The 18,062-nt window shown below is 59.2% G+C and carries 15 protein-coding genes and 2 pseudogenes; 4 read left to right on the forward strand and 13 right to left on the reverse strand.

Annotated elements, in window-relative coordinates; all coding sequences use genetic code 11:
- Positions 1-152 precede the first annotated feature (152 nt).
- The 4 genes and pseudogenes from ACOTXT_RS20735 to treR all read right to left on the reverse strand — a co-directional run.
- Positions 153-398: pseudogene (locus ACOTXT_RS20735) on the reverse strand (hypothetical protein); the annotation flags it as partial.
- A 135-nt stretch (positions 399-533) separates the two neighbouring features.
- On the reverse strand, positions 534-2,189 hold the full coding sequence (gene treC / locus ACOTXT_RS20740) for an alpha,alpha-phosphotrehalase (protein WP_032664563.1): 1,656 nt from the start codon (positions 2,187-2,189) through the stop codon (positions 534-536).
- Positions 2,190-2,240: 51 nt separating this feature from the next.
- Positions 2,241-3,659, reverse strand: coding sequence for a PTS trehalose transporter subunit IIBC (gene treB / locus ACOTXT_RS20745; RefSeq protein WP_421625433.1), 1,419 nt, complete (start codon positions 3,657-3,659; stop codon positions 2,241-2,243).
- Positions 3,660-3,788: 129 nt separating this feature from the next.
- Positions 3,789-4,736, reverse strand: coding sequence for a trehalose operon repressor TreR (gene treR / locus ACOTXT_RS20750; protein ID WP_008501394.1), 948 nt, complete (start codon positions 4,734-4,736; stop codon positions 3,789-3,791).
- 391 nt (positions 4,737-5,127) lie between these two features.
- On the opposite strand from treR, the gene mgtA reads away from it, so the two are divergent.
- Both mgtA and ACOTXT_RS20760 read left to right on the forward strand, forming a co-directional pair.
- Positions 5,128-7,836, forward strand: coding sequence for a magnesium-translocating P-type ATPase (gene mgtA, locus ACOTXT_RS20755; RefSeq protein WP_333166331.1), 2,709 nt, complete (start codon positions 5,128-5,130; stop codon positions 7,834-7,836).
- A gap of 201 nt (positions 7,837-8,037) precedes the next feature.
- Positions 8,038-10,422 carry a beta-N-acetylhexosaminidase gene (locus ACOTXT_RS20760; RefSeq protein WP_055322360.1) on the forward strand — a complete coding sequence of 795 codons (2,385 nt, stop codon included), beginning with the start codon at positions 8,038-8,040 and terminating at the stop codon, positions 10,420-10,422.
- Between the two features lie 51 nt (positions 10,423-10,473).
- Here ACOTXT_RS20760 and ridA read toward each other — a convergent pair whose 3' ends face one another.
- The 4 genes from ridA to ACOTXT_RS20780 form a co-directional block, all read right to left on the reverse strand.
- The gene (gene ridA / locus ACOTXT_RS20765) at positions 10,474-10,860 is read right to left on the reverse strand and encodes a 2-iminobutanoate/2-iminopropanoate deaminase (RefSeq protein ID WP_008501391.1); all 387 of its coding nucleotides are present in this window, start codon (positions 10,858-10,860) and stop codon (positions 10,474-10,476) included.
- 73 nt (positions 10,861-10,933) lie between these two features.
- A complete protein-coding gene (gene pyrI / locus ACOTXT_RS20770) occupies positions 10,934-11,395 on the reverse strand; it encodes an aspartate carbamoyltransferase regulatory subunit (protein WP_008501390.1) in 462 nt (153 codons plus the stop codon).
- A 12-nt stretch (positions 11,396-11,407) separates the two neighbouring features.
- Entirely contained in the window at positions 11,408-12,340 is a 933-nt protein-coding gene (pyrB, locus tag ACOTXT_RS20775; RefSeq protein WP_023326589.1) for an aspartate carbamoyltransferase, read from the reverse strand.
- Positions 12,341-12,374: 34 nt separating this feature from the next.
- Positions 12,375-12,479, reverse strand: a complete 105-nt coding sequence (locus ACOTXT_RS20780; RefSeq protein ID WP_022646880.1) for a pyrBI operon leader peptide — start codon at positions 12,477-12,479, stop codon at positions 12,375-12,377.
- On the opposite strand from ACOTXT_RS20780, the pseudogene ACOTXT_RS20785 reads away from it, so the two are divergent.
- A pseudogene (locus ACOTXT_RS20785) lies at positions 12,459-12,576 on the forward strand (hypothetical protein). The gene ACOTXT_RS20780 and the pseudogene ACOTXT_RS20785 overlap by 21 nt on opposite strands.
- Positions 12,577-12,579: 3 nt before the next feature.
- Here the strand turns inward: ACOTXT_RS20785 and ACOTXT_RS20790 are convergent.
- The 5 genes from ACOTXT_RS20790 to arcA form a co-directional block, all read right to left on the reverse strand.
- The gene (locus ACOTXT_RS20790) at positions 12,580-13,059 is read right to left on the reverse strand and encodes an arginine repressor (RefSeq protein WP_025912003.1); all 480 of its coding nucleotides are present in this window, start codon (positions 13,057-13,059) and stop codon (positions 12,580-12,582) included.
- An 80-nt stretch (positions 13,060-13,139) separates the two neighbouring features.
- Positions 13,140-14,543 (reverse strand): YfcC family protein, encoded by a 1,404-nt coding sequence (locus tag ACOTXT_RS20795; protein WP_008501387.1) that lies wholly within the window; start codon positions 14,541-14,543, stop codon positions 13,140-13,142.
- A gap of 47 nt (positions 14,544-14,590) precedes the next feature.
- A complete protein-coding gene (gene argF, locus ACOTXT_RS20800) occupies positions 14,591-15,595 on the reverse strand; it encodes an ornithine carbamoyltransferase (protein ID WP_008501386.1) in 1,005 nt (334 codons plus the stop codon).
- 26 nt (positions 15,596-15,621) lie between these two features.
- Positions 15,622-16,533, reverse strand: a complete 912-nt coding sequence (arcC, locus tag ACOTXT_RS20805) for a carbamate kinase (protein WP_008501385.1) — start codon at positions 16,531-16,533, stop codon at positions 15,622-15,624.
- Between the two features lie 10 nt (positions 16,534-16,543).
- Entirely contained in the window at positions 16,544-17,764 is a 1,221-nt protein-coding gene (gene arcA, locus ACOTXT_RS20810) for an arginine deiminase (protein WP_008501384.1), read from the reverse strand.
- Between the two features lie 37 nt (positions 17,765-17,801).
- Here arcA and ACOTXT_RS20815 point away from each other — a divergent pair.
- Positions 17,802-18,062 (forward strand): hypothetical protein (locus ACOTXT_RS20815; RefSeq protein WP_421625432.1); only part of this gene is annotated, 261 nt, incomplete at its 3' end.

The following is an 18,062-nucleotide window of genomic DNA, read 5'->3' on the forward strand; positions in this document are numbered from 1 at the left end:
TGAAATGAGGAAATTAGCCTGAAACAGGGCCAAAATCAGCCACGAAGAGACGATTTTGGGCTGAAAATTGGAAAATTGAGCCACAGGACGTCGATAAAGGACGGTTTGGGGCGTCATATCGGGAGCTACGGACCACTTAATCGCAACTTCCTTAACCCTTTGTCATCGGGATTATATCGGTCGGTATCACCAAAAAAGGTATCGTTGTGGTTTTGTGCGGCTTCAACGGAGAAGTAAAAACCGTTATTTGCCTGATGCATGACCTTAATACGTGAATCATTTACGTCTGAGCGCGTATTATGACCAAATCGAAGGTCGACGGATGTATTTCCGCACCATCCCTGCGTGCTTAATAATAATGCGCTAATACACGTTGCTTTAATAATTGTCTTTTTCATCATATCCTGCCGAGGTTATTTAATTGGCAGGGCTATTTTTATTTTGGGCACAGCGTGATGTAAAAGTTATCGTCGTACATTTAGCGTATCGCTAAACCTAAAAAAGGAGATACAGCATGCTGTATCTCCTGGTATTTATTCCTGCACCCACCAGATGGCTTCAAACGGGCGCAATAGCCGCGCATTGGGGCGGGAGGGAACGTCATCATAGTTGCCGAGAGCGACCCGCCAGGCGCCCTGTACCGGGTCCGGCTGCCACTGCTGGCGTTCCCGGCTCAGGTTCGCCACCACCATCAGCGTCTGCCCCTGCCACTGGCGGCGATAGCACCACAGGGAAGGGTGTTCCGGCAGGAGATCCTCATAATCTCCCCACGTCAGCACCGGGAGGGTTTTGCGCAGGCGAATCAGCGACTGATAGGTGTAGAACACCGAATCCGCATCGTCCAGCGCCGCGCGGGCGTTCACGGTTTCGTAGTTATCGCAGACGCCAATCCACGGCTCGCCCTCGGTAAAGCCCGCGTTGTGCGACGCGTCCCACTGCATTGGGGTTCGCCCGTTGTCGCGGGACTTGCTCGCCAGAATCGCCAGTAATTCATCCGGCTCGCGGCCGCTGGCGCGCAGTTCGGCGAACATGTTCAGACTTTCCACGTCGCGGTAATCGGTGATGCGGCTGAAGTGCGGGTTGGTCATGCCAAGCTCTTCACCCTGATAGATATACGGCGTGCCCTGCATCCCGTGCAGCACCATGCCGAGCATTTTCGCGGCGTGAACCCGGTATTCTCCTTCGTCACCGAAGCGCGACACGATGCGCGGTTGATCGTGGTTACACCAGAACAGCGCATTCCAGGCTTTGTTGTGCATCCCCTGCTGCCAGTGGCGGAAGAGGGTTTTCAGCGCCACGAAGTCCGGCTTCGCCAGCGTCCACTTTTCGCCGCCGGGGTAATCCACCTTCAGATGATGGAAGTTAAAGGTCATCGACAGCTCGCGCCCGTCGAGAGACGCATACTGCTGGCAGTTCTCCAGCGAGGTCGAGGACATCTCGCCTACCGTCATCAGGTTGCGCGGGGTAAAGACGTCGCGGCTCATCTCCTGGAGATATTCATGAATGCGCGGCCCGTCGGTATAGAAGCGGCGACCGTCGCCGATGTTGTCATCAGGGAAATCCTGATCTTTTGAAATCAGGTTAATGACGTCCAGACGCAGGCCGTCCACGCCGCGATCGGCCCAGAACTCGCACACCTTTTTCAGCTCGGCGCGCACCGCCGGGTTTTCCCAGTTGAGGTCCGCCTGCTCTGGCGCGAACAGGTGCAGGTAATACTGCTCGCTCTCGGCGTGCCAGCGCCAGGCGTTGCCGCCAAACTTGGAGCGCCAGTTGTTGGGAAGCTGCTCCGGCGTGCCGTCTCGCCAGATGTAGAACTGGCGGTACGGGCTCGCTTTGTTCAGCGACTCGCGGAACCAGGCGTGCTGGGTTGAGGTGTGGTTAAACACCATATCCAGCACGATGCGAATGCCGCGCTGGTGCGCCTCAGCGACCAGCTCGTCGAAATCATCCAGCGTGCCGTAGGCCGGATCGATGGCGGTGTAGTTCGCCACGTCGTAGCCGTTGTCCACCTGCGGAGAGATATAAAACGGCGTCAGCCAGATGGCGTCAATGCCGAGGGTTTTCAGATAGTCCAGACGCTGCGTCACGCCGCGTAAATCGCCGGTGCCGCTGCCGGTGGTGTCCTGGAAGCTCTTTGGGTAAATCTGGTAGATGACGCCGTTCTGCCACCAGTGAGGAAGGGTATTCATAATGCGTTCCTGCAAATGCGAAGGGGCGCAACTGCGCCCCGAAAGATGAAGTTAAACAATCTGCAGCGAGCCCTGACGGAACTTACGCTGGTAAACCACCGTGGTGAGCGCCATAGGGACGATAATGGCGATGGCCATTGCCAGGGCAAACACCTGCCAGTAAGCGGGCTGGATGGAGAGGATGCCCGGCAGGCCGCCGACGCCAATCCCGTTCGCCATCACGCCGTTCAGACCACACACCAGGCCCGCCAGACCGGAACCGATCATCGCGCAGAGCATCGGGAAGCGGTATTTCAGGTTGATACCGTACATTGCCGGTTCGGTGACGCCGAGGTAGGCGGAGATGGCCGCCGGAACGGAGATCTCGCGTTCGTTGTGCTTGCGGCTGACGATAATGATGCCGGTCACCGCGGACGCCTGAGCAATGTTAGACAGGGCGATAATCGGCCAGACCGGCGTGCCGCCGAGGCTCTGGATCATCTGCATATCAATCGCCAGCGTGGTCTGGTGCACGCCGGTGATCACCAGCGGGGCGTACAGGAAGCCAAACAGCGCGGCGCCAATCGGGGCGAAGCTGCCGGTCATCAGGTGACGCACCGCGAAGGCCACGCCGTCGCCAATCATGCGGCCAAACGGACCGATAAAGGCATGCGCCAGGAAGACCGCCAGAATCAGCGAGCACACCGGCACCACCACCAGATAAAGGTAATCCGGCACGATGCGTTTCAGTCGGGTTTCAATAAAGCCCAGCGCCAGGCCCGCCAGCAGGGCCGGAATGACCTGCGCCTGATAGCCCACTTTGGCGATGGTAAACAGGCCAAAGTTCCACACCTCTGGCACCTGTTGACCAAGTAAGTAAGCGTTCATTAACTGCGGAGAGACCAGCGTGACGCCGAGTACAATACCGAGGATCGGCGTACTGCCCATCTTGCGCACCGCGGACCAGCAAATCCCGACCGGCAGATAGAAGAAGATCGCTTCGCCAATCAGCCACAGGAAGTCGTACACGGTTTTCAGCGCCGGGTACATCTGCGCCAGGGTCTTGCCGTCGCTCATCGGCACGTCGCCGATGACGTTACGGAAGCCTAAAATCAGGCCTCCGCTGATCAGCGCCGGCAGCAGCGGGAAGAAGATCTCCGCGAAGTGGGAAATCAGCTGCTCGTGCCACTTCATATTCTGGCGCGCAGCCTTCTTGGCCTGCTCTTTATCCGCCGCGCTGTGCCCGGTGGTCGCCAGCAGAGCCTGATAGTAATCGCCCACTTCGGTACCAATCACCACCTGGAACTGACCGGCGTTGGTGAAGCAGCCTTTTACCATGGAAAGCTCTTCAATCGCCTTCGGGTTCGCTTTGGCCGGATCGTTCAGCACGAAGCGCAGGCGGGTAATGCAATGGCTAACGGTTGCGATGTTTTCGCGGCCGCCGACCAGGACGATCAGCTGATCAATATCTGCTTGTTTGACTTTACTCATCATGAAACCTCATGACAGATGGTGAGGGGGTGTAATGACCTGAGCGCAAGCCTACTCCTTCAGCGTGACGGCGAAAATGGGAACGTTCCCGAAATCGGGCGAAGATCACAATAAACCGATTGGTGGGGGTTATGAAAGGTGGGCAGGAATAACGATCTGACGCGGCTCTGCGCGCCCGTTGATCTGCTCGATCAGCTGCGCGGCGGCCTGTCTGCCGGACTCAGCGTAGCCCGGATCGACGGTGATGATCTCCGGGTGCAAAAACTTCATCAGCGGCGTGCTGCCGACGCTCGCCACCTGCAGACTGTCGATACGCTGCTCCTGCAGATATTTACTCGCGCCCAGCGCCAGCGTATCCGTGGCGCACACCAGCGCGGTGGTCTGCGGCGTCAGGACGCTGGCGACCTGCTCGTAGCCCTGCTTCATGCCCAGCCCCGGCAGGGAGGCCACGGCGGAGAGGTTGTGCTTTTTGCAAAACGCCAGATAGGCCTCATGGCGTCGCTTGCCGGTGGTAACGTCCGCGTGCGGTACGCCGAGGAAGCTGATGTGGCGATGGCCTTCGTCAAACAGGCGCTGCATCAGGGTGATAATCGCGCCCTCGTCGTCATAGCAGACGGAGGCAAAACCGTGGGCATCGCGCGCCAGCAGCACCAGCGACGGCTGCCAGGGTTTCAGCATCTCGTCTTTAATGCCGGTAAAGCCGAACAGCACCACGCCGTCAATGTTGCGCCGCTGGAGCATCCCCAGATGCTCTTCTACCAGCTGGGGCGAGAACTGGCTCTCCATCATGATCGGGTCATATCCCTGCTCGTAGAAGGCGGGCAGCATGGTCTGCACGGCAAGGTTTTCAGACAGAGAATCCAGACGCGAGACAATGATGGCGACCACTTTGTCACTTTGCCCGCGCATGGCGCGCGCGGAGCGGGAAGGGGAAAAGCCGTGCTGATTCATGACCGCCTCAACGCGCTCGCGGGTGCGTTCGCTGACGCCGCTTTCGTTGTTCAGCACGCGTGAGACGGTCGATTTCCCCACGCCGCTTAAACGCGCGATGTCTTTAATCGTAAGGCGGTTCTGCATGCTGTATTCCCTGTAACAACGACAATGTAATGAATTGAGCCTAATGCTATAGCGCGATTTCGCTATGGGCTAAATCTGGTTTACGTTCGGTTTATTTGCAGGGGGGTATAATACCGCCCGAATCATCAAAAAGGGTACGCTTAAATCCTTATACTGCGCGGCGACACCCTACTTTTTACTTACCGGAGGCTTCATGGATCCCGATCCCACACCTCTCCTGAACGGGAGAATGCGTTCTTTCCGGTAAGCCAGCCTGTTGCTGACTCACCGGTGATGTGAGGCAGCAGCGTTCCAAACGTTCCTGCTTGAAAAATTGAGTGCCTCTCAGGTACGGCTTTGCCACGCCTGAAGGAAATGCTGCGTCCGCCTTTGCGGATGCGGAGGAATGACGATGTTTAAAAATATCACCCGGCAGCTGCAGGCCCTGCTGAGCCGCCACCTGCCACACCGTCTTGTTCAGCGCGACCCGCTGCCAAACGCCAAAAACATGGCGGGGGCGGCGATCCCCGCGTCCCTGACCGAACGCTGCCTGAACGTGGCGGCGATGGATGAAAACGAAGTCTGGCGCGCCTTTGGCGGACACCCGGAAGGGCTGAACGCGGCAGAAGTGGAAAAAATCCGCGCCGTGCATGGCGATAACCTCATTCCGGCGCAAAAGCCCTCTCCGTGGTGGGTGCATCTGTGGCTCTGCTACCGCAACCCGTTCAACCTGCTGCTGACCGTGCTCGGCCTCATCTCCTACGCGACGGAAGATCTGTTTGCCGCAGGGGTGATTGCCCTGATGGTGGGCATCTCCACGCTGCTGAACTTTATTCAGGAGGCCCGCTCCACCAAAGCGGCGGACGCCCTGAAGGCGATGGTCAGCAACACCGCGACCGTCTCGCGCGTGATCAACGATCTCGGCGAAAACGCCTGGGTGGAATTGCCTATTGACCAGCTGGTGCCGGGCGATCTGGTGAAGCTGGCCGCGGGGGACATGATCCCGGCGGATTTACGCATCATCCAGGCGCGCGATCTGTTTGTGGCGCAGGCTTCCCTGACCGGCGAATCCCTGCCCGTTGAAAAGGTGGCGCGCAGCCGCGACCCGCAGCAGATGAACCCGCTCGAGTACGACACCCTGTGCTTTATGGGGACCACGGTGGTCAGCGGCACCGCGCAGGCGATTGTCACCGCCACCGGGGGCAACACCTGGTTTGGTCAGCTTGCCGGGCGCGTCAGCGAGCAGGAGAGCGAGCCGAATGCCTTCCAGAAAGGGATTGGCCGCGTCAGCATGCTGCTGATCCGCTTTATGATGGTGATGACGCCAATCGTGCTGCTGATCAACGGCTACACCAAAGGCGACTGGTGGGAAGCGGCGCTGTTTGCGCTCTCCGTGGCCGTCGGCTTAACGCCGGAAATGCTGCCGATGATTGTCACCTCTACGCTGGCGCGCGGGGCGGTGAAGCTCTCTAAACAGAAGGTGATCGTCAAACACCTCGACGCCATTCAGAACTTTGGCGCGATGGACATTCTCTGCACCGATAAAACCGGCACCCTGACGCAGGACAAAATCGTGCTGGAGAACCACACCGATATCTCCGGCAAAACCAGCGAGCGCGTGCTGCACAGCGCGTGGCTGAACAGCCATTACCAGACCGGGCTGAAAAACCTGCTCGACGTCGCCGTGCTGGAAGGCGTGGACGAGGAGGCCGCCCGCACGCTCTCCGGTCGCTGGCAGAAGGTGGATGAGATCCCGTTCGACTTCGAGCGCCGCCGTATGTCGGTGGTGGTGAGCGAGCAGCCGAACGTGCATCAGCTGATCTGCAAAGGGGCGCTGCAGGAGATCCTCAACGTGTCGACGCAGGTGCGCTATAACGGCGATATTGTGCCGCTGGACGACACCATGCTGCGCCGCATCAAGCGCGTCACCGACAACCTCAACCGTCAGGGGCTGCGCGTGGTGGCGGTGGCGAGCAAGTTCCTGCCCGCGCGTGAGGGGGACTATCAGCGTATCGACGAATCCGATCTGATCCTCGAGGGCTACATCGCCTTCCTCGATCCGCCGAAAGAGACCACCGCCCCGGCGCTGAAGGCGCTGAAGGCGAGCGGTATTACCGTGAAAATCCTCACCGGCGACAGCGAGCTGGTGGCGGCCAAAGTGTGCCACGAGGTGGGGCTGGACGCGGGCGACGTGGTGGTGGGGAGCGATATTGAACATCTCTCTGATGACGAACTGGCGAAGCTTGCCCAGCGCACCACGCTGTTTGCCCGCCTGACGCCGATGCACAAAGAGCGCATCGTCACCCTGCTTAAGCGAGAAGGGCACGTGGTGGGCTTCATGGGCGACGGCATCAACGATGCGCCCGCCCTGCGTGCGGCGGATATCGGTATCTCCGTAGACGGGGCGGTCGATATTGCCCGCGAAGCGGCGGATATCATTCTGCTGGAAAAGAGCCTGATGGTGCTGGAGGAGGGCGTGATCGAAGGGCGCCGTACCTTTGCCAATATGCTCAAGTACATCAAGATGACCGCCAGCTCCAACTTCGGTAACGTCTTCAGCGTGCTGGTGGCGAGCGCGTTTCTGCCGTTCCTGCCGATGCTGCCGCTGCACCTGCTGATCCAGAACCTGATGTACGACGTGTCTCAGGTGGCGATCCCGTTTGATAACGTGGACGACGAGCAGATCCAGAAGCCGCAGCACTGGAACCCGGCAGATCTTGGGCGCTTTATGCTGTTCTTTGGCCCGATCAGCTCCATCTTCGACATCCTGACCTTCTGCCTGATGTGGTTTGTGTTCCATGCCAACACCCCGGAACACCAGACGCTGTTCCAGTCCGGCTGGTTCGTGGTCGGGCTGCTGTCGCAGACGCTGATTGTGCACATGATCCGCACCCGCCGCATTCCGTTCATCCAGAGCCGCGCCGCGTGGCCGCTGATTGTGATGACGGGGATTGTGATGGCGCTCGGCATCGCGCTGCCGTTCTCACCGCTGGCGAGCTACCTGCAGCTGCAGGCGCTGCCGCTGAGCTACTTCCCGTGGCTGGTGGCGATCCTCGCGGGGTATATGGTGCTGACCCAGATGGTGAAAGGGTTCTATGCGCGTCGGTATGGGTGGCAGTAAGTTATGTTTGCCGGGTGGCGGCTTCGCCTTACCCGGCCTACTCCCGAAACGTAGGCCCGGTAAGCGCAGCGCCACCGGGCAATAGCTTTCTCCCAAATTCAACAACCTGTGATCTCCGTCGGCGCATTCGCTTGACGACAAAATGAGCGCATGTTAACAGAATGTTTTGCCTTTATTTGGCCCGTCAGATAAGGAACATTCATGTTACGGTACAGTCTCTTAACCGCCGGGCTGATGCTCGGCGCCTCTGCCTTTGCCGCCCCGGCAGGGGATCTCCCCTTAATGCCCTGGCCTGCGAAGGTCGAACGCCCGACGACCCAGGGCGCACTGGTGCTTAGCAACAACGTTTCTGTAAGCGTCAGCGGGGACGATCTCGGTGACGCCGTCAACCGACTGCGCCAGCGCATCGCCCTGCAAACCGGCTGGACGCTGCAGCCTCAGGCTGAAAAGCCAGACAAACCAACTATCCGCATCGCCATCGCTAAAAAGGTGAAGCCGCAGCCGCTGCCGGACAGCGACGAAAACTATAAGCTCACGGTGGATGCCAACGGCGTGAACATCTCTGCCAACACCCGCTTCGGTGCCTTGCGCGCCATGGAAACCCTGCTCCAGCTGATGCAGAACGGAGCGGAAAACACCTCGATCCCGTGGGTGACCATTGAAGATTCACCGCGCTTCCCGTGGCGCGGGCTGCTGCTCGATTCGGCACGCCACTTTCTCCCGCTGCCGGATATCAAACGCCAGATCGACGGCATGGCCGCGGCGAAGCTCAACGTGCTGCACTGGCATTTGACCGACGACCAGGGCTGGCGCTTCAGCTCGAAGCGTTATCCAAAATTAACCCAGCTTGCCAGCGACGGGCTGTTCTACACGCCTGAGCAGATGCGCGAGGTGGTGCGTTACGCCGCCGAGCGCGGCATTCGCGTGGTGCCGGAGATCGACATGCCGGGCCACGCCTCGGCGATTGCCGTGGCCTACCCGGAGCTGATGAGCGCGCCGGGACCGTACGCCATGGAACGCCACTGGGGCGTGCTGAAGCCGGTGCTGGATCCGACAAAAGACGCTACTTACGCTTTTGCCGACGCGATGGTCAGCGAACTGGCGGCGATCTTCCCCGATCCGTATCTGCACATCGGCGGCGACGAGGTGGACGACAGCCAGTGGAAAGCGAATCCGGCCATCCAGCAGTTTATGCGCGACAACAGGCTGGCGGATAGCCACGCGCTGCAGGCGTACTTCAACCGCAGGCTGGAAACGATCCTCGAGAATCATCACCGCCAGATGGTCGGCTGGGATGAGATCTACCATCCCGATCTGCCGAAAAGCATTCTGATCCAGTCCTGGCAGGGCCAGGACGCGCTGGGGCAGGTGGCGCAGAACGGCTACAGGGGCATTCTGTCGACCGGCTTTTATCTCGACCAGCCCCAGTCCACCGCCTATCACTACCGCAACGAGATTGTCCCGCAGGGGTTAAACGGCGTGGACGTGATAGCGGATACCGACAGCGCCCAGAGCTGGGCCTTCTCCATGCCGCGCCTGAAGGGCAAGCCGGTGGAGGGGAGCTTCACGCTGGTGAAAGGGGATGCCGGCTGGCGCGGGTTTATTGATTTTGCCGGGAAATCCCGCCGCGCGGTGCAGGATATTGAATGGCGGGATGACAATCAGATGACCTTCACCGTTGATACCTGGATGGGCGAAACGCGCCCGGTCGTCACCGTTGATAACGACAAACTCTCCGGTTATTTCCTCGTCGGGAATACGCGCTACCCGATTAGCGGCACGCGTCTGGACGACGTGCCGAAAGGCGTTCCGCCCGTCGTGCCGGACGTGGCGAACCAGTCCAACCTGCTCGGCGGCGAAGCGGCGCTGTGGGCGGAAAACGTGGTGGCGCCGGTGCTGGATATTCGTCTGTGGCCGCGTACGTTTGCGGTGGCGGAGCGGCTCTGGTCCGCGCAGGACGTCAACGACGTCGACAACATGTACACCCGCCTGCAGGCGATGGACAGCTGGTCGACGGTGTCGGTCGGGCTGCAGCAGCATACCCAGCAGCAGGTGCAGTTCACGCGCCTCGCCGGTAATGCCGACACGCTGCCGCTGCAGGTCCTCGCGCAGGCGATTGAACCGGCTCAGTATTACACCCGCCAGCACCTGAAGTTCCAGGCCGGAAACTACCATCAGTTCGAGCCCCTCAACCGCTTTGCGGATGCGCTGAACGCCGAAAGCACCACCGTGCGCCAGATGCACAAATGGGCGGACCGTCTGGTGAGCGATGCGGAAGACACGGAAAGCGCCGACGCCCTGCGCCACGTCTTTAACCGCTGGCAGAGCAACACCAGCGACGCGCTGGCCTTAAGCGAAAACAGCTATCAGCTGAAGGCGATGAAGCCGGTGATCCAGGAAGTGGATAAGCTGGCGTCGATTGGCCTGCGGCTCACCGACCTGGTGGCGCGTCAGGGCACGCTGGATGACAAAGAGATCGCCTCGATTCAGAGCGAGCTGGATAACGCGGCGAAGGTGCAGGACGAAGTGGTGATTGCGGCGGTGTACCCGCTGGAGACGCTGCTGCGCGCCACGCGGAATCAGTAGCAAGCAACAAAAAAGGCAGCCTGGGCTGCCTTTTTTCATCGCCAAAGCGATTTAGCGACGAACGGCAATCGCTTCGATTTCAATTTTCACGTCTTTTGGCAGACGCGCCACTTCCACGCAGGAGCGCGCCGGGAAGGTGGCGTTATGCTCGGTGAAGAACGCTTCGTAAGTGGCGTTAACGGTCGCGAAATCGTTCAGATCCTTCACGAACACGGTGGTTTTCACGATATCACCCACTTTCAGGCCGGCAGATTCCACGATAGCCTGCACGTTTTCCAGCGACTGACGCGCCTGCGCCGCGACATCTTCCGGCACCGCGCCGGTTTTTGGGTTTACGGGGATCTGACCTGAAGTGATGATCATGCTGCCCAGATCAACGCCCTGAACGTAAGGGCCGATAGCGGCTGGTGCATTTTCCGTCGCGAGTACTTTGCTCATGTTTTCTCCAGAATTACAGCGTTAAGAATGTTCCCGGCCATTATAACAGCCGGGATTTCATTACCAACCTCAATTAGTTGGCCAGCACCACATAATGAGAAAACTCTTTTTCGCAGTATTTGCATTTGAGTGCGATGTCATTCGCGCGCTTTTTCACTGCGAAACTGGAGGAAACCGGCTCAGCATGACTGATGCAGTTGCTGTTCGGGCAGACCAGCACGCTTTCGATACGTTCTGGCAGGCTCGGGCGGGATTTGCCGACCACTTCGTACTCGTCGATGCGGTTGACGGTGGCGTCCGGCGCGTACAGCGACAGCTGGTTAACCTGCTCGTCGGTCAGGAAGGTGTTCTCGATTTTGATCAGGTCTTTGCGGCCCATCTCGCCCGACGGCAGGTTCAGGCCGATGGTGATGCGCTGGTCAGTTTCGGTCAGTTTGAACAGCGTCAGCAGCTTAAAGCCCACCTGCGCAGGGATATGGTCAATCACGGTGCCACGCTTGATGGCTTCAACCTGGAGTTTGTTATCGTGTGTCATGGTCGTCTCCCCTTACAGAGCTAATTCGCGATTCAGAACCAGTGCCAGTAACGCCTGGCGGGCGAAGATGCCGTTCCCGGCCTGCTGGAAGTACCAGGCGTGCGGCGTTTTATCCACGTCGGTGGTGATCTCATCGATGCGCGGCAGCGGATGCAGCACCTTCATGTTGTCGCGCGCGCCTTCCAGGTCGCTGGCGCGCAGCACGAACTGCGCCTTCACGTTGGCGTATTCGGACGGGTCCAGACGCTCTTTCTGCACGCGGGTCATGTACAGAATATCCACGTGGCTCATCACCTCTTCGATGCTGGCATGCAGGCTCCACGCAATGCCTTTCTCGTCCAGCATGTCGAGAATGTACTGCGGCATCGCCAGCGCCTCCGGGGCAATGAAGTAGAAGCGGTTGCCGTTAAATTTCGCCAGCGCCTGGGTCAGGGAGTGGACGGTGCGGCCATACTTCAGGTCGCCAACCATGGCGATGTTCAGGTTCTCAAGCGTGCCCTGCGTCTCCTGAATGGTGAACAGATCCAGCAGCGTCTGCGTTGGGTGCTGGTTGGCACCGTCACCGGCGTTCAGCACCGGAATGCCGCCGGAGAACTCGGTCGCCAGGCGCGCCGCGCCCTCCTGCGGGTGACGCATCACAATCGCGTCGACGTAGGTGCTGATCACTGAAATGGTATCCGCCAGGGTCTCGCCTTTTTTACCCAGCGACGTGTTGCTGCTGTCAGAGAAGCCCACCACGCTCGCGCCCAGGCGGTGCATGGAGGTCTCAAAGGAGAGGCGGGTGCGGGTCGAGGCTTCAAAGAAGCAGCTCGCAATCACCTTGTGCTTCAGCAGCTCCGGTTGCGGATTGGCCTTCAGTTTTGCCGCGGTTTCCAGAACCAGTTCCAGCTCTTCGCGGCTGAGGTCGTTTATGGAAATGATGTGTTTTTGATAAAGCGGATTCATGTTTATCTCCTGACGCCGGGCAAAAAAAAGCCCCTCAAATGAGGGGCTCTGGGAATAGGTTTAGCAACGGGAAGAAAAACGGCAGGCCAGCGTCTGATTTCAGACGCGGTAAGACGTTATGTCGTACACGCTTGACCATGCTTCCTCCCGGCAAATTGTCGGGCATTATACGCAGCTCGCTTTTCGGATCAAGCGATTTAATGCACGCTTTACTCAATGCAAACGGTTCTTTGTGAATATTAATGCGTTCTGAGTAAATAATTAATTTGCTTATGCACCAGCGCGGTGCGCTTTACCACCCGGGGAGCGACCCAGACAATACTGCTGCCGGCCACCACGCCTAAAATTTCCGGAAGCTGGTGATAATCCAGAATACGCGCCACCGCGCGGCCATATCCGGCGACGGTATGGACAAGGATAAACTCGCTATTATGCTCAACGCTGACCACCATTTCCGAAACGGTACGCGCGGCGTCGGGGGCAGGGCGCAGCTGAGGATTCAACGAATAAATCTTTAGCCCTTTGGCATTTCGAATTTTTATGACTCCGAGCAACTTCAGCAATCGCGAAACGGTCGACTGGCTGATGCTGTCAAACCCTCTCTCCTGCAGGTCGCGGCGAATCTCTTCCTGCGAAAGGTAACTCTTTTCGGCGATCAAACGCTGGCACACCGTGAGCTGCAGCTGTTCTTTGGGAGAGTACTCTTCGTAATCCATCATGTTTCCCATATCAGTTCCCGAAATAACCGGTGACACCGCACCGATCCGTAGGCCGGATAAGCGCAGCGCCATCCGGCAAATTACAACAACGCCCCCAGACTTAACGCCACCATAATCACCACCGTCAGGATCGCCAGCAGCGGCGCCACCCATTTCAGGTAGCGCACGTAAGGTACCCGGGCGATAGCCAGCCCGCCCATAACCACCGCAGAGGTCGGCGTGACAAGGTTAACGATGCCGGAGGCCGACTGGTAAGCCGTAACCACCAGGTCGCGGTTGACGTTAGCGAAATCAGCAAGCGGCGCCATGATCGGCATCGTCAGAACGGCCAGGCCGGATGAAGAAGGCACAAGAAACGACAGCACGACTTCCAGCCAGTACATCACGTTGATAAACGCTACCGTGGACAACCCGCTGACCAGCCCTTCCGCGCTGTGCAAAATGGTGTGGGTAATCATTCCCTTATCCATGATGACTACGATACCGCGCGCGATGCCGATAATCAGCGCGACGCCCAGCAAATCTCGCGCGCCGTTGATAAACGTCGACGTCAGCTCCTCTTCGCTCATGCGGGCAATCAGGCCGACGATGATCGCGCTGGCGAGAAATACCGCTGAAATCTCCGCCATCCACCAGCCCAGCACCGCCACGCCGTAAATCATCACCGCGAAGGCCAGAGCGAAAATCACCAAGATGATTTTGCGCACCGGGGTGAATTCCAGGGACTGTTCGCCCTTGTTGCCAAGGAAATGGGCGAGGTTCTCCTCCTGCTTGTCTGCAACGATGGACTGCGAGGGATCCTTGCGTACCTTGCGGGCGTAGCGCATCACCCACGCCACGCAGATGATCCAGCCGATGACCAGCAGTGCCACGCGCAGGGCGATGCCGTTGGTGAAGGGGATCCCGGCGGCGTTGGCGGCGATCACCGTGGCAAACGGGTTAATGGTGGAGCCGAGGGTGCCGATCCCCGCACCGAGCAGCACGGTAGAGGCGGCGACAACCGGATCGAACCGCGCGGCCAGCATCACCGGCACCAGTAAGGTATAGAAGGGCAGTGACTCTTCGGCCATACCGTAAATCGTGCCGCCTGCGGCAAACAGCGCCATCAGGATCGGGATCATCCACTCCTCGCGTCCGCGCAGCCGGGTGGTTACACGCTCGATCCCGGCGTCAATCGCCCCGGTTTTGGTGACGATCCCGAGGAATCCCCCGATGATCAGAATAAACAGCGCCACGTCGATCGCCCCGGCCTGGCCGGATTCCGGATCGTACAGCCCGGCAATCGGCGCCATCAGCACCGAAACCAGCCCCTGCGGATGCGCCGCGACGTGCGCGTAGGTGCCTGCAACGGGGACGTCTTTGCCGAGCGCCTCGTTCATTGCCATATGGTACTGCCCGGCCGGGACAATCCACGTCAGCACGGCCACGACGGCAATCAGAAAAAAGAGAATGGTGTAAGCGGAGGGAAACTTGAACTTGCCCATGATGTTCTCCTTAAACCCGGCGCACCCCGCGGCGCGCCGGGCGGTGATTAGTCGCCGAGTGTCGCCACCATGACCGCTTTAATGGTGTGCATGCGGTTCTCTGCTTCGTCGAAGACGATGGAGTTCGGTGATTCGAAGACCTCTTCCGTCACCTCCAGCCCCTTCAGCCCGTACGCCATCTCGATTTCGCGGCCCACCTTCGTGTGCTCGTTGTGGAATGCCGGCAGGCAGTGCATGAACTTAACGTTCGGGTTGCCGGTGGCCTTCATCACCTGCGCGTTAATCTGATACGGCTTCATCAGGCTGACGCGCTCGGCCCAGGCTTCCTTCGGCTCGCCCATGGAGACCCACACGTCGGTGTAGAGGAAATCGGTCCCCTGCACGCCTTCTTCCACGTCGTCGGTGAGGGTGATGCGCGCGCCCGTCTCTTTCGCAATGGCGCGGCACTGCTCAACCAGTCCCGCTTCCGGCCAGAAGGATTTCGGCGCAACGAGGCGGATATCCATCCCCATCTTGGCCGCGCCGACCATCAGGGAGTTGCCCATGTTGTTGCGCGCGTCGCCGAGATAGGCAAAGCTCAGCTCCGGCAGGGTTTTGCCCGGGGAGTGCTCCAGCATGGTCATCAGGTCGGCGAGAATTTGGGTCGGGTGGAACTCGTCGGTCAGGCCGTTCCACACCGGCACGCCCGCGTACTCGCCCAGCTCTTCGACGATGGCCTGCCCGTAGCCGCGGTATTCGATGCCGTCGTACATGCGGCCCAGCACGCGGGCTGTGTCTTTCATCGACTCTTTATGGCCAATCTGCGAGCCGCTTGGGCCGAGATAGGTGACCTGCGCGCCCTGGTCGAACGCGCCCACTTCGAAGGCGCAGCGGGTGCGGGTGGAGGTTTTTTCAAAGATCAGGGCGATGTTTTTCCCGACCAGGGTTTGCTTCTCGCGCCCGGCTTTTTTGGCGGCCTTGAGCTCGATGGCGAGGTCGATCAGGTACTGGATCTCTGCCGGGGTATAGTCCAGCAGTTTGAGGAAGTTGCGGTTTTTCAGGTTGATGGTCATGGGTAAATCCTTTTTAAAATGAGTGTTCAGTTACGAATCAACGTGCCTTTCTCGCCCGCGAGGATCTCCGCGCCGTCGGCCAGCGCGCCGATCCCGGCTATCCCATTGCAGGCTTCAACGAACTCGCGGCAGGCGGCCACCTTCGGTCCCATCGATCCGGCGTCGAACTGCATGCCCCTGAGCAGCTCCGGCGTCACCTGCGCCAGCGGACGCTGGGTTGGTTTGCCCCAGTCGAGGTACACCGCGTCGGCATCGGTGAGGATCAGCAGGGCATCGGCTTCGATCTGGCGCGCCAGCAGGGCGGCGGAGAGGTCTTTATCGATTACCGCCTCGATCCCGCGATAGCCGTTGGCGTTTTCCACCACCGGCACCCCGCCGCCGCCGTTGCAGATCACCAGGTGATCGCGCTGGATCAGCGCCGTGATGGCGTCGCTCTCAACGATGCGCTTCGGCTGCGGAGAGGGCACCACGCGGCGGACGTAGCTGCCGTCGGCCTTAAACACCCAGCCTTTCTCCGCGGCCAGCGTTTTTGCCTGGGCTTCGCTGTACACCGGGCCGATGTATTTGGTCGGGTTGCTGAAGGCCGGGTCGGCGGCGTCCACTTCTACCTGGGTGAGCAGAACGCTCACCTCCCGCTGCGGCAGGCTGTTTTTCAGCGCCTGCTGGAGCATGTAGCCGATCATTCCCTGGCTTTCGGCGCCAAGAACGTCCAGCGGGTAGGGCGTGACTTTGTCGTAGGCGCTGTTCTGCAGCGCCAGCAGTCCGACCTGCGGGCCGTTGCCGTGTACCAGCACCACGCGCCACTGCGCCGTTAAGCCGGCGATGGTGCGGGCAGCCTGCTCGATGTTCTGGCGCTGGATCTCCGCTTCCAGTGGCTCGCCGCGCTTGAGCAGCGCGTTGCCGCCCAGGGCCACAACCAGAGTGGGTTTTCGTTCCATGATGGCTCCTTTAAATTCCGTCGCGTTCCAGCGGGCAGCTCATGCAGCGCGCGCCGCCGCGGCCGCGTCCGAGTTCGTCGCCCGGGATGGGCAGTACGGTGATACCCGCTTTGTCGTATTTCTCGTTGGTCCAGACGTTGCGCTCGTAGCCGATCACCACGCCGGGGCGGATGGTCAGGACGTTGTTGGCGTCGTTCCACTGCTCGCGTTCGGCCTCAAAGGCGTCGCCGCCGGTGGTGATCAGACGTACCTGGTTAATGCCGAGCGCTTTCTCGATGGCGTGCAGCAGGTCGGTTTCCTGGGTGCGCAGCAGGCCGCCGCGTCCGTCCGGGGTGAGCGTCCAGCACTGGGCGTCTTTGCGCACCACTTCCGGGTAGACGGAGAAGGTATCCACATCGATGTGGGTCATGACGGTGTCGAGGTGCATGCAGGAGCGGTGTTTTGGCAGCTCAACGGCGATCACGCGCTCGGCCTGACGGTGTTTGAACAGGCTGTTGGCGAGAAACTCCACGCCCTGCGGCGTCGTGCGTTCGGACATGCCGATCAATACCGCGCCGCGGCCAATCACTAATACGTCACCGCCTTCTAAGGTGGCGTGGTCGTAATTAATATTCTCGTCGCCGAAATACTTAATAAAATCGCCGTCGGCGAACGCCGGGTGCCAACGATATATTGCCCGCAGGTTATTGGTTTCACGCTGACGCGCCGGTTTGGCCATTGGGTTAATAGAGACGCCGTTATAGATCCAGCAGGAGGTATCGCGGGTAAATAAATGGTTTGGCAGCGGCTTCATAATAAAATCATTCGCCGTGTGGGTATCCACCACCATATTTTTAATGGCTGCCGGAATTTCACCGTAGGTTAATCCGCCGCTTAATCTGCGCGCCAGTTCCCGGTGCGGCATATCCGCCAGCCAGCCGCGCACGTCGCCAGCAAAGGTTGGGCCGAGGCGGTAGTCAGAGATTTGCGTCTCCAGCAGCCAGGCTTTCGCCTCAGCGATATCAAGGGTTTGTGTCAGCAGGTCGGTCAGCAGCAGGACTTCCACCCCCTGCTCACGCAGCGTGTTGGCGAAGATGTCATGCTCCTCACCCGCCCGCTCAACCGAGAGCACGTCATCGAAAAGCAGCTCCTGACAGTTTGATGGCGTTAAGCGTTTCAGACTTAAATTTGGGCGGTGCAGCATAACGCTACGCAATTGACCAATTTCAGAACCGACGTAATGCTTTTCCATAATTATTCCTTTAACTGTTTTTCAGAATAAAAAGGGCATGCGCCATGTGATGTATTTAATTGCATGGCGGCTAAGCTCAATTGATTTCGTGGTTCATACTAGGCAGTTAAATAATCCGTATTGTGATATTGCTCACGCGAAAATGGATATTAAGCGGTTTATTTTCATTAGGGAAGTTGCGATTAAGTGGTCCGCAGCTCCCGATATGACGCCCCAAACCGTCCTTTATCGACGTCCTGTGGCTCAATTTTCCAATTTTCAGCCCAAAATCGTCTCTTCGTGGCTGATTTTGGCCCTG

It is taken from the genome of Enterobacter cloacae complex sp. IR5422 (genome assembly GCF_049238165.1).
GTDB classification, from domain to species: domain Bacteria; phylum Pseudomonadota; class Gammaproteobacteria; order Enterobacterales; family Enterobacteriaceae; genus Enterobacter; species Enterobacter roggenkampii.